The organism is Microcoleus sp. Pol17C6, from assembly GCF_036701145.1.
GTDB lineage: Bacteria > Cyanobacteriota > Cyanobacteriia > Cyanobacteriales > Microcoleaceae > Microcoleus.
Window position 1 is genome coordinate 106,159 of the sequence record NZ_JAUBQH010000013.1, and the last position, 13,190, is coordinate 119,348.

The following is a 13,190-nucleotide window of genomic DNA, read 5'->3' on the forward strand; positions in this document are numbered from 1 at the left end:
TGAGAAACAGCCGTCGAACCCCACTTCTCCAGAAAAGTGCCACATCTAGCAATTCCCTAGCGCCAAGCATGGCATAATTGACAGCACTGCAAAAAGCAGATAGACAGATGCCAACACTGAAAATCAGACATTCAGGGAACAAAATTTATAGGTGAGGATACTGTGAAAGTTTTAGTTGTGGGAAACGGAGGTCGCGAACACGCGATCGCAAAAAAACTGCTAGAATCTACGCGGATTAAACAAGTATTCTGCGTACCGGGCAACGGCGGCACAGCTACCACCCAAGGCTGTCAAAATCTGTCGCTCAACATCGACGACTTCCAAGGCATCGAACGCTTTGTGATGGTCAACAACATCGGATTAGTCATCGTCGGCCCCGAATTGCCCCTATCGCTAGGCATCGCCGACTATTTCCAACAGCGAAAAATGATGATTTTCGGTCCCACCAAAGCCGGCGCCCAAATTGAATCCAGCAAATCCTGGGCTAAAGAATTGATGCTCGAAGCAGGCATCCCCACACCCAAAGCGGCCGTATTTACAGACGCAGAAGCAGCAAAAGCATACGTTCTAGAACAAGGCACCCCAATAGTCATCAAAGCAGACGGACTCGCATCAGGCAAAGGAGTCACCGTTGCCACCACCGTCAAAATGGCTCACAGCGCCATCAACACCATTTTCCGAGGCGAATTCGGCACCGACAACATCCGAGTCGTCGTCGAAGAATTCTTAACAGGTCAAGAAGTCTCGATTCTCGCCCTCACCGACGGCATCACAGTGGAACCGTTGCTGCCGGCCCAAGACCACAAAGCTATCGGCGAAGGCGACAAGGGAGCCAACACCGGCGGTATGGGAGCCTACGCCCCAGCGCCCATCGTCACCCCGGAACTCATGGAAAGGATTCAGGAAGAAATTCTCGAACCCACCCTCGCAGCACTGCAAAAACGCAAAATCGACTACCGGGGTGTACTCTACGCAGGTTTAATGATTACCCCCGACGGAGAACCCAAAGTCTTAGAATTCAACTGCCGTTTCGGAGATCCCGAAACTCAAGCGGTTTTGTCGTTGCTGGAAACTCCTTTAGAAGATTTGGTGCTGGCCTGCTGTCAGCAGCGTCTCGGTGAATATTCTATTCGCTGGAAGTCGGGGGCCTCTGTTTGCGTAGTTTTGGCTTCTGGGGGCTATCCTGGAAGTTATCAAAAAGGCAAAGTTATTACAGGTATCGAGGAAGCTGAAGCCAAAGGGGCAGAAGTGTTTCACGCCGGCACTCAGTTGAAGCAGCAGCAGTTGGTGAGCGACGGCGGCCGGGTTTTGGGTGTCACCGCGACGGGAGAAACTTTGGAACAAGCTATCTCAAAAGCTTATGCAGCAGTTGATTGTATCCAATTTGAAGGGGTCTACTGCCGCCGGGACATCGGTCGCCGAGCTCTGGGCGATAAAAATTAGGAATTGTGACATCAGCCGCCATCCGAAAGCCAAGCAATCTCAATGTAGAAATGTAACAATGAAGTTTGGTATCTCTGCGGTGGCGGTAGCGGACAAGTCGCAGCAGAAAATTCGATCGGGAGCCAACTGAATTGATCTTGCTTTTAATATTGAACTGGTGAAATGCTGGCCATACTAAACAAAATCGGAGAAATTATTGCCCGCTGGTGGTCGGATTTTACCCTCCAGACTCGCCTGATGGCCGCTGCTACCCTCGTAGTGTCGTTAATTATGAGTGGCCTGACCTTCTGGGCCGTGAATACTATCCAGCAAGACGCCCGACTTAACGATACTCGTTACGGCCGAGACCTGGGCCTGCTGTTGGCAGCAAATGTGGCGCCGCTGATTGCCAAAAACGATCGCTCCGAAGTCGCCCGCTTTTCCCGCCAATTTTACAGCAGCACCTCCAGCGTCCGCTATATGCTTTACGCAGACGAAGCGGGAGATATTTTCCTGGGGATACCCTTTTCGGAATCCGAGGTGGAGACTTCCCTGACACTGCGCCGCCAGATCAAACTTCCCGATAATTTTCTCGCCGATATTGAGGCGAGAAATTTAACTTCTTTGCCTTTGGTGCGGCAGCATTTGACGCCGGATGGAGAAGTTACCGATGTATTTGTGCCGTTAATTCATGAAGACAAATATTTGGGAGTTTTGGCGATCGGCATTAACCCAAATCCGGCAGCAGTTATCTCTTCAAATCTTACTAGGGATGTCACTTTAGCAGTATTTGTCACAATTTGGGTGATGGTAATTTTGGGAGCTGTATTTAATGCCCTGACAATTACTCAGCCGATCAAACAATTAGTCTTTGGGGTCAAAAACATTGCCAGCGGTAATTTTAAGCAGCGAGTTGACCTGCCTTTAGGGGGAGAATTGGGCGAGTTGATCGGCAGTTTTAATGAAATGGCCCAGAAACTCGAAAGTTATGAAGAACAAAATATTGAAGAGCTGACAGCGGAAAAAGCTAAGTTAGAAACTTTGGTTTCAACGATTGCTGATGGCGCACTTTTATTAGACGCAAATTTGCAAGTGATTTTAGTTAATCCGACGGGGATGCGGATTTTTGGATGGGAAGGTAAAAACGCGATCGGAGTAAATGTTCTGAACATTTTGCCTTCGGAAGTGCAGCAGGAGTTGGGGAGACCGTTGCAGGAAATAGCTGCGGGCGATCGCGAAGGCGGCGAATTTCGCATCTCGATGAGCGAACCTGTTAACCGTACAATTCGGATTGTTTTAACTACAGTCATTCTGCACAAAGCGCCCGGTGCCGAACCGCTGTGCAAAAGCTGCATCCGCCATGAGGAAGATACCTGTACCGAGCCACAACGCCCGGTAGCTGTAGAGTGTACTTTCTACGAGCAAACCTCCAAGCATCAAGGTTCTGGAAATTACCGAGAAAGTCTCAAAGGCATTGCAATGACAGTGCAGGACATTACTCGCGAAGTAGAACTCAATGAGGCTAAAAGCAATTTTATCAGCAATGTTTCTCACGAATTGAGAACACCTTTATTTAATATCAAATCTTTTATCGAGACTCTCCACGAGTACGGAGAAGACCTTCTAGAAAGTGAGCGCAGGGAATTCCTAGAAATTGCCAATCGAGAAACGGATCGACTAACTCGTTTAGTTAACGACGTATTAGACTTGTCCCGACTGGAATCCTGCCGAGTTTATCACTTGGAAGCTGTTGACCTCCCGCAAGCTGTGGAACAAACCCTGCGGACTTATCAGTTAAATGCTAAGGATAAAGGCATTGAATTAGAGCAAGAAGTTGACCCGTATTTGCCGCCTGCTTTAGGTCATTACGATTTGCTGCTGCAAGTATTTGCAAATTTAGTAGGAAATGCCTTAAAATTTACTCAGTCCGGCGGCAAGGTAGCCATTCGAGCGTATTTGCTAGAGTCGGAGGCGTCCACCCACAAAGACGGTCAATCCGTCAACCAAAACTTGTCACCGGATGCCAAACATTTTCCGGTAGTGCGGATCGAAATTTCTGATACTGGAATTGGCATAGATCCCGAAGACCAACAAGCTATCTTCGAGCGCTTTTTCCGGGTAGAAAACCGAGTACACACTTTAGAAGGAACTGGATTAGGTCTTTCTATTGTCAGAAACATTATTGACAAGCACCACACTAAAATTAATTTAGTTAGCGAAGTTAATGTCGGTACGACTTTCTGGTTCGACTTGGCAGTTTATCAGCCGAAACAAACAGTAGAGATGGAAAATTCTTGGCCAGTGGCAGCAACGGTGGAGAGTGAAACAATTCCGAGTCATATTAAGTGAGCTCACTTAATTAAACGTAAAATGCGATCGGTGTTAAAGCCCCGACTTCTTAAAGAAGTCGGGGCTAGGCCTATTCTGTTTAAAGATTCTCCTAATACGCCTGACCAAATACTGACCTCATCAGTGTGGATTCTCCTTAGCTGTCCTATCTAAGCTCAATTTTACCGATAAAACTACATACCAAGACCAATAAGTACCAACCCCCAATAGTCCCGACTCTGTCAAATTGGTCATTAGAATAAATGTTAATAAATACAAAGGCAAACCCGACTCTGGAAAACTTCCTTTAACTAGGTACTTTATACCTCTAAATATATTATTAAAAAATGACCCAATAAACAACAATAGTCCGGCCCAACCCAGTTCGCAAAGTATATCAATAAAACCATTGTGAGAGTGGGGTGGCACAAAACCAGTTTTAGCTACTACAATTCCGTAAGCGGGATTTTCCGATCTACGCCACCACTGCCAAAATCCTTTTATTCCATAACCAAATATGGGATTATTTTGATTAATTCGCTCAATAATTAAAGGCCAAAACTCGGTTCTACCGGTTAAAGTCATATCTTTTTTCAAACCATCCACAATAATAGCCTCTAAATTATTTAATACCAAAATACTTATACCTACACTACCGACCAAAAATAAGATAAAGCAGAGAAAAGCCCATTTTACAGGTAATTTTTTTAAGAGGGCTAAATAACTCCACAAACTGATTAATACCACTGTCAAAATCCGACTAGCACCACTACAACCTTTTTGCAATCCTACTAAAGCTATTAAAATTATAAATAATGATAAATATCGATACTTGCGATCCTTAAAAGCATATAAAATCCATAAAGAAGCTGTATTAGCCATTTGAAAAGAAAAAGGGTTTTTATGACCTAAAACTCCTGTCCAACAACCGTCCGGCGCTGCATTGGTTTTCACAAGTAACCACAAAGCTAATAAACCAGTTAGCCATCTCAATAATCCATAAATTTCTAACCAACTATACACTTTACCTACATAAATAGAAACCAGTGTTATTCCCCAAATAGCACCAATAGCCCTAAATGTAATTTCAGGGGTTTGTGACCACAAGCCAGATAAAGTCATAATTAACAAAAACAAACCTAAAAAAATGTCTCCTGCTATCCACTTAATGCACATAGAAACAGTTTTTTGGGTAGTTTTAGTTAAACGGGGAAATAGCATTAATATCATACCCCCATAAATGGCAATTTGAGCAATCATCGTTGGGGGTGTAGTTTCTACGTTGTAGAAAACGTTAGGATGGAGTTTGGTAAAGGGCATGGCTATGATACCAGATCCACCAGTTATGGTAAAAAAAAGTATCCCCACAAAAATCTTTTCTAATGTGGCACCCAATTTGGGATGGCGTGCAGCTAAAATATAAATAGTCACAAAGACGATCAGCGTTAAACACAATAGCATCAACGCAAACATCGGCACCCTTAAAATATCATTCATGGCTTTACCTCTATCATAAATTTGTTACTACCTATGAAATGGCTTACTCTACGTGCTTTACAACTGCCACTGCTGGCGTTGGTAGTCACTCTCTCCTACCCTCAAACCAACCTCGCTCAGTCGCCAGCCCCCGCAATAAGTATTAATACTGACTACTATCTAGGTGGTGGAGACAATATTAGAATTGATATCTATGATCTGCCCCAGCTTAGTGGGGAGTATCAAATTCCCGCTGGGGGAGCTATTCAAATCCCCATTATTGGTAGTATTTCCCTTCAAGGATTAACTTTAGAACAGGCCGCCCAAGTTATCACTAGAGCTTATGGCCAGGTTGTGAAAAAACCTTTAGTTACAATCAGCTTACAAGCTGCCCGCCCGCTTAATATTTGGTTATCAGGTGAAATAAGTCGTCCTGGCTCCTACTTATTGCCCCTAGCTAATGGAGGTGGAACTAGACCATCTATTCAGTTTCCCACGCTTCCTCAAGCTTTAGAAAAAGCTGGGGGTATTCGAGCTAGCGCTGATATTCGACGAGTAATTGTGCGGCGTCGGCTCACGGCTAACAAAGAAATAACTATCACTTATAATCTGTGGGATTATTTACAAACTGGTCAGACCAGCCAAGATATCACGTTGCGAGATGGAGATCAAATCTTGGTTCCTCCTCAAGAAACAATTAATTTAGCAGAAACAAATCAACTTAGTGAATCTAATTTTTCTATCCCCGCAGAGCAACCCCGTACTGTCTCAGTATTCGGAGAGGTGAAGCGTCCCGGTAGATATGTAGCGATTGGTGGTGATACCCAAAATGGTCAAAGAAGCAACGGACAGCCGACAATTATTCGTGCTCTACAACTAGCTGGTGGAATCACATCAATCGCTGATATTCGCCAAATCCAACTCCAACGTTATACTAGAAGTGGGAAACAACAAGTTAGAACTATTAACCTCTGGCAATATTTGCAAGAACAAGATACCTCTCAAGATACTATTCTACAAGAAGGGGATATCATCTTTGTGCCGACAGCGACCGCGATCGACCCCGGAGAAGTTTCGGTTCTAGCTACTGCTAGCTTTGCTCCAGGGACTGTGCAAGTGAGTGTTATCGGAGAAGTCAATACTCCGGGTGGACTCAAATTACCTCCTAATACTACCTTAAATCAAGCAATTATGAGTGCGGGGGGTTTCAGACCAAATCGCGCTAACTCTAGATATGTGGAACTGATCAGGCTGAATCCTAATGGCACTATATCCCGCTCGGAAGTATCAATTAATTTGAATCAAGGAATTGACGCTCAAAGCAACCCACTGATTCAAGATAATGACATAATTATAGTGGCACGTTCGAGGACTGCTATCTTTGTAGACAACATTAACACTGTTCTCTCACCAGTTAGTAATATTATTGGTGGAATTCTCGTTCCCACCCGACTGATAGAGCTACTCAGACTATTCGGAAATTAGGAATTAAATAACATACATTTTTGCTATGGATAAAAAACTGTTGTCTTCCCTCAAGAATGACCTTAATGGTCAATATTTATCTGTTCCCTCCGCTAATTACCTAGCTAGTACCCCAGCAGAGGATGACCAAGTTCTTGATATGAATTGGGTACTAGCTGTCGTCAAACGTCGCCTTCTGGTGATGGGCATAGTAGCGGCCAGCATAGCTACTTTAAGCGGTAGTTTCGTACTCAGGGCTGCCAAAAACTCTATTAGTGAGTATGAAGGAAAATTTACAGTTTTAGCCGAACCCATTACGGCTGAGGATCGGCTATCAAAGCTCTTTGTTCAAGCTCAAAATAACAGTTTAGGCATCACCGACTTGAACAAAATTAAATCATCAGCAGAAGAAGGTTCTTCGGTGGATTATCAAAGTTTATCGCGGGTTTTAAAAAGCCCAGAAGTGTTACTACCATTAGTTAATAAGTTGCAAAAAAAATATCCAAAGTTTGACTATAAAACTCTCAGTAGTCGCTTGGTCATCCAACGTGTTACTTTCTTGCGAGATGGGAAGCAGGGTGGTACTAAACTCCTAGATATTAGCTATCGCGATCGAGACCCCAAGCGCATCCAATATGTCCTGGATGAAACTGCCAAATATTACCTAGAATATATGGATAAAGAGCGTTTAAGAGTTAACAAACAAAGTATTGACTTTATCGCTCGACAAATGCCACCACTCCAGCAGAAAGTTGATAAATTGCAACAAGAATTACAAATGTTAAGAGTTCAGTATAACTTTAATCAACCAGAAGTACGCAGCCGCAGCCTATCAGATCAGCTAGATAATTTAACTAATCGTCGCCTCGAAGTGCAAGTACAACTAGCAGAAAGTAGGCACCAATATGAAAGCTACAATAAAAGAGCTTTAACAGGCGATTATCGTTGGATTGTTGATATTAGCCCCAAGTCTTATGAAAATTTAATTAGCAAAGTAAATGAAATAGAGTCGCAATTAGCTTTAAGCTCTACTCAATTTTATGAAAATAGTCTTCCCATTCAATCTTTGCGGGAAAAGCAGCAAAGTTTGCACGATTTAATGAAAAAAGAAGCTGAGTCTGTCATTTTTCAGATGAAAACACAACTCGAACAGTTGGAAGCTCGCGAGCGATTGATAACTAATAGCCAAAATTTACTGCAAGCAAAAATCACTCAAATGCCTCAAGCTCAACTTCGCTATGATGACATACAATTAAAACTAGAATTAGCTAAAGAGAATCTCAAACTGTTCATCGAAAAACAAAAAACTTTGCAACTAGATGCTGGTCAAATAGATGGCTCTTGGCAAATTATATCTAAACCACAATTAGTCACAAACGAAAAAGGTGATCTCTACCCAGTAACAGAAAAACCAACCCGTCGCCATCTAGCGATCGCGCTCGTTATTAGCACTTTACTAGGCATTGCTATAGGTTTCCTAGTAGAAGTTTTAAATACTGTTTTCCATACTCCCGAAGAAATTAAATCAGCAACTAAGCGCCCTCTTTTGGGAGTCATTCCGATCGCCAAAGCGATGAAAATTAAATCTCGTAGAGGTGAAAGGGTTCCCGCTCAATTCAGTAGCGTAAGTTCAAATACTAACAGTGCAAGCTTAAAACGAATAATAGTTTCCAATTACAAAGATTTTCCTGTGGTCGAGGCATTTCACTACTTATACACCAATATTCAATTATTAAATGCGGAACACCCAATAACTTCTTTAACCATCACTTCTACCATTAAAGGTGAGGGTAAGTCAACTGTAGCACTTTATTTAGCTAAAACTGCTTCTGCTGTTGGTAAACGGGTATTATTAGTGGATGCTAATATGCGTGTGCCTCAACTGCACACATACCTTGGCTTATCAAATATGAAAGGTTTAAGTAATGTTTTAAGTTCTGATTTAAGCTTAAATGAGGCTATTCAGCGATTACCAGATGATGACAATCTTTTTGTCCTTACAGCAGGTACTATTCCCTCTGATCCAATTAAATTACTTTCTTCGAGAAAGATGCACTATTTAATGGAACAATTCCTAGCCTTATTTGATTTAGTCATTTACGATACGCCGCCTTTGATTGGTTTAGCAGACGGCCATTTACTAGCTTCTCAAACGGATGGTACAGTGCTGATAGTTAAAATAGAAAAAACCGATCGCGGTCTGGTAAACAAAGCTTTAGATCAACTAAATGTAGCCGATTTTAAAGTATTGGGAGTAGTAGCTAATGGGGTTAAATAACTAACGCTAAAATGAAGTTAGATAGCCAAAGGAAGAAGTAAGACTATTTGTTTTTTTGTTGGCGAGAGGTATTAAAATCCTGGATAGGGGTTTGCAGTTAGCCTATAGTGGGGTTATTTTTGGAAACTGGTAGAAGAAGCCGATGTAAAATGCAAAATAAGTAAATCAACCTAATTAAACCTAAAACCATCGCACTCTTACCACCCCGACTTCTTTAAGAAGTCGAGGTGGCAATTAGATCAAGACTTAAGAAAGAGTCTTTCTAGCACGTTCCGATCGCTCTTCTGCGGTATCCATAACATCCGCCATTTTATCCACCATTTCCCCGGGATAATTTTCCAGTACCCGAGTAGAAAGAGAAATCCTGCCACGACCTTGATCGAGGTCAAGCACGATCGCTTTTAGGGGTTGACCGGGAGTAAAGACCTTTCCAAGGTTATCAATATATTTTTGGCTAACTTGCTTGATGTGCAGCAAACCGCTAACTCCTTCCAAGTCTACAAACACACCAAAAGGCTTGATGCTGCTGACTTTTCCTTCCACCAACTGACCGATTTGCAACTGATTGAAGGCATTTGATTGAGTGGCCATCCGCTGGGAAAGTACGAGTTTTTCTCGTTCGCGATCGACCTCCAAAAAATTAACGCTCAAAGATTGACCGATCAGCGATTCTAGGTTATCGCGTTCCACTAAGTGCGATCGAGGAATAAAACCGCGCATTCCCTGAACATCTACAGTCACGCCGCCCTTATTTGCCCCAGAAACCCGCACCTGAAGAACTTTACCGGTTTCCTGCAATTCAATTAAATCTTCCCAAGCTTGCTGAATTTGTAACTGCCGCAGAGACAAGGTAACTTGGCCATCTGCATCTTGTTCGCGGATAATCAAAAAGTCCCGTTCCTCGTCCAGCGGAACCACTTCCGACAAATCCGTTACTGTTCTCAAAGCAGCCTCTTCGATCGGCAAAAAAGCCGAAGACTTGCCGCCGATATCAACATACGCGCCGTTTGAGTCGTACTCGAACACTTTGCCGCGCACTACTTGTCCCTTCTGGAACTCGTAATTGTGCTGTTCGAGGGCTTTAGCAAAATCATCCATTGAAAAGGATGCTTTTGCGCTTTGAGAACCTGTAGATTTGGAATTCATGTCAGTTTAGTTGTCAGTTGTCAGTAATTTAGTTGGCAGTCGTCAGTAGAAAAAATTTTCCCACTCTCCCCATCTCCCTATCTCCCCATCTCCCACTCTCTAAGCTGGTTGAAGTTGCTGATGAAATAGCTGCTTCACCTGCACCCACGAGTCGGCTGCTGCCGTAGCGTCGTAACTGCCGCGGTGGTCGCAGAAGAAGCCGTGATCGGCATTGTAGCGGAAAATTTGGTGAGAAATACTGTGTTTTTGCAATTCTGCGGCGATTTGGTCAACTTGTTCTAAGGGAATGCTGGGGTCTTGAGTGCCAAAAAAGGCGTAGAGAGTGCCTTTAATGTCTGCTGTGCGGGCGATCGTCGGGGTTCCGCCCCCGGGGGTTTGGGTGGCGATACCGGCGCCGTAGAACGACGCTGTAGCCTTGATTTCGGGCAAAGTAGCGGCGAGGTAGGCGACGTGTCCTCCAAAGCAGAAACCAATGCAGCCAAAACCTTCTGGTTTGACAGAGGGTAGAGTTTTGAGGTAATCGATGGTGGCTTGGATATCGCCCAGAAGTTCGGAAGCTGTGGTTTTTTCTTTGTATTCTCTGCCGATTTGGATGGCTTCGGGTGTGTAGCCGGTTTCAAAGCCGGGGGCTTGACGCTGGTAAATGGCTGGGGCGATCGCCACATATCCTTCTTTTGCTATTCTTTCAGTAACTTCGCGGATGTGCGAGTTGACGCCAAAGATTTCTTGAATTACGATAACTGCGGGAAATTGCCCTGGGGAGGCTGGCTGGGCTAGGTATGCAGCTATTTGCAAATCCCCGTTAGGAACTGTGATGTTTTTGGTGCTAATTTCGGCTTTTGTCATAGAGAGTTTTAAGGTAAATGCCACTCTACTGATTTTAAGTTAATTTGGGGATTTTTTAGGCAATTCGCTAATAATCTTTTTCGGAACCGCGAAGCGCAAATCCCGCAAATATTGCAGGTGAAAATTCGCTATTTATTGAAAGTTTAGGTTTTTCTGAATAAGTCGGTGTCGATCGCTCCTAGCAATTAATTGGGATAAAATATCGGTTAAATATAAATTTTTGTCGGTGATTTGCTCAAATATAGATTTTGATAAGCCTATGGTTGAGAACATTTTAGCTGGCTAGTTCGTGAGATTTTTAAGATAAGTGTCTAACTAGATTGGCTGTTAAATATGAGCTAATTTTTTTTACTATATCGGAGTAGTTTTTAAATCCCTTTGCTTTTTGGTGGGCGGAATCGTTGTGTTTTTTTTACTAATTTTAAGTAGTCTTTTAGGGCTATATTGCGGTAGGTTGTTGGTTTTTCCTTGAGCTTCCCTTTATGGGCAGTGGATGTAGTACAGTGTGTTTGAGTGTGCTCAATTGAGTGAGACTGAGTATGGTAAGTTACGATCGCCACGCCGAACAAAGTCATCGAACCAGTTGAGGAGATTGATGGAGGCTAGGACTCAAGTCTAAGTTACGATCGCCCTGCCGAACAAAGTCATCGAACCAGTTGAGGAGATTGATGGAGGCTAGGACTCAAGTCTAAGTTACGATCGCCACGCCGAACAAAGTCATCTAACTCAAGGAAGAGTGTATTTTGTTTTTTCCGCTGTGCGCTTGCTGTCAGACTAAGATCGAAGGTATTGGTGGCGTAGATCCCGTTGAGCGCACAATATTTTTTGCTGAGTTTGCGTCAATGGGTAGCTGTTAAAATCGGAGTATCAAATTTGTCGGCTCAAACTCATGTGCAGCAAGAGTTTGATGCCCCTCGTGTGAAAAAAAGATTGACGGAAAGTCTGAAAGCTTTACAGGATAAGGTTTTGGAGTGAGTATGGAAACTCGGGTATTGACAAGCCGAAGGCTGGAATGGTACTTTTCTTTTAGATCGACGCAACTGCACCTTGAAAACCAAATACACCCTGGCTTCTGGAACGGGCAGCCGGAAAAAACCTAAAACCCTATCAGGGATTGAAACAAAGCATGAGGCGCTTCTTTGCTGTGTATTTTTGCCGGAAAAAACCTAAAACCCTATCAGGGATTGAAACGCGGCATCGGCTATAAACTGAATCCCGATCGCGCGCCGGAAAAAACCTAAAACCCTATCAGGGATTGAAACCTATTTCGCGTGGCATCCATGTATCGCAGTTCGCGAGCCGGAAAAAACCTAAAACCCTATCAGGGATTGAAACACAGTAAATAAAAGCTTTTAAGTATACCAGATATGCCGGAAAAAACCTAAAACCCTATCAGGGATTGAAACGGCCATCAGTGTAGTAGTCTATTCGTCTTAGGCGGCCGGAAAAAACCTAAAACCCTATCAGGGATTGAAACGATTTTGCGCGTCCTCATTCACTTGTTTGTAAAATGCCGGAAAAAACCTAAAACCCTATCAGGGATTGAAACATCATGCCCATTATTTTGCTCCGATTTGAATGTGCCGGAAAAAACCTAAAACCCTATCAGGGATTGAAACATCGACACTGACAATCAATACAACGGCTCGCTCTCTAGCCGGAAAAAACCTAAAACCCTATCAGGGATTGAAACTCAAGCTTAAATGACGAAATTATTGCACTTAAGAGCCGGAAAAAACCTAAAACCCTATCAGGGATTGAAACTTGTGACACAGGCGGTTCTTGGCTCACTTCCCTGCCGGAAAAAACCTAAAACCCTATCAGGGATTGAAACTCGGAGCCACAGCCGCCATTGTAACCCCAAAATTCAGCCGGAAAAAACCTAAAACCCTATCAGGGATTGAAACGAATGCCGATCGCCTCCGAGAAAAGCTAGCCGAGCCGGAAAAAACCTAAAACCCTATCAGGGATTGAAACATCTGAGTGTCGCAATTATCCGCGAAGACAGGACAGCCGGAAAAAACCTAAAACCCTATCAGGGATTGAAACGTAGGAACTGCCGCAGTGTTTGTGCGATCCGATGGCGCCGGAAAAAACCTAAAACCCTATCAGGGATTGAAACCCAGGAATCTACCCTAACATCACTGAGATAGATAAGAGACCTCCACAAAAAAAATGATCCAACAGCTATGTGGGTTTAGCGAAAATTTCCACGAACCATTTTTGAAGA

General features: G+C 43.5%; 8 protein-coding genes and 1 CRISPR repeat array. Of the genes, 5 read left to right on the forward strand and 3 right to left on the reverse strand.

Annotated elements, in window-relative coordinates; genetic code table 11:
* Positions 1–162: 162 nt before the first annotated feature.
* Both purD and QUA25_RS09420 read left to right on the forward strand, forming a co-directional pair.
* Entirely contained in the window at positions 163–1,443 is a 1,281-nt protein-coding gene (gene purD, locus QUA25_RS09415) for a phosphoribosylamine--glycine ligase (RefSeq protein WP_333037198.1), read from the forward strand.
* A gap of 162 nt (positions 1,444–1,605) precedes the next feature.
* The gene (locus QUA25_RS09420; RefSeq protein ID WP_333037199.1) at positions 1,606–3,771 is read left to right on the forward strand and encodes an ATP-binding protein; all 2,166 of its coding nucleotides are present in this window, start codon (positions 1,606–1,608) and stop codon (positions 3,769–3,771) included.
* Between the two features lie 120 nt (positions 3,772–3,891).
* On the opposite strand, the gene QUA25_RS09425 is transcribed toward QUA25_RS09420, so the two are convergent.
* Positions 3,892–5,247 carry an O-antigen ligase family protein gene (locus tag QUA25_RS09425; RefSeq protein WP_333037200.1) on the reverse strand — a complete coding sequence of 452 codons (1,356 nt, stop codon included), beginning with the start codon at positions 5,245–5,247 and terminating at the stop codon, positions 3,892–3,894.
* A 33-nt stretch (positions 5,248–5,280) separates the two neighbouring features.
* Here QUA25_RS09425 and QUA25_RS09430 point away from each other — a divergent pair, with 33 nt between their 5' ends.
* Positions 5,281–6,711, forward strand: coding sequence for an SLBB domain-containing protein (locus QUA25_RS09430; protein WP_333037201.1), 1,431 nt, complete (start codon positions 5,281–5,283; stop codon positions 6,709–6,711).
* A gap of 25 nt (positions 6,712–6,736) precedes the next feature.
* Positions 6,737–8,968 carry a polysaccharide biosynthesis tyrosine autokinase gene (locus QUA25_RS09435; RefSeq protein WP_333037202.1) on the forward strand — a complete coding sequence of 744 codons (2,232 nt, stop codon included), beginning with the start codon at positions 6,737–6,739 and terminating at the stop codon, positions 8,966–8,968.
* Between the two features lie 246 nt (positions 8,969–9,214).
* Here QUA25_RS09435 and QUA25_RS09440 read toward each other — a convergent pair whose 3' ends face one another.
* Both QUA25_RS09440 and QUA25_RS09445 read right to left on the reverse strand, forming a co-directional pair.
* The gene (locus QUA25_RS09440) at positions 9,215–10,114 is read right to left on the reverse strand and encodes a S1 RNA-binding domain-containing protein (protein ID WP_333037203.1); all 900 of its coding nucleotides are present in this window, start codon (positions 10,112–10,114) and stop codon (positions 9,215–9,217) included.
* Positions 10,115–10,213: 99 nt separating this feature from the next.
* Entirely contained in the window at positions 10,214–10,960 is a 747-nt protein-coding gene (locus tag QUA25_RS09445) for a dienelactone hydrolase family protein (RefSeq protein ID WP_006634158.1), read from the reverse strand.
* 807 nt (positions 10,961–11,767) lie between these two features.
* Between QUA25_RS09445 and QUA25_RS09450 the strand changes: the two genes are divergently transcribed.
* Complete coding sequence (locus tag QUA25_RS09450) at positions 11,768–11,935, forward strand: hypothetical protein (RefSeq protein ID WP_333037204.1); 168 nt, start codon at positions 11,768–11,770, stop codon at positions 11,933–11,935.
* Positions 11,936–12,044: 109 nt separating this feature from the next.
* A CRISPR array of direct repeats spans positions 12,045–13,082; the repeat unit is 37 nt; unit sequence GCCGGAAAAAACCTAAAACCCTATCAGGGATTGAAAC.
* Positions 13,083–13,190 lie beyond the last annotated feature (108 nt).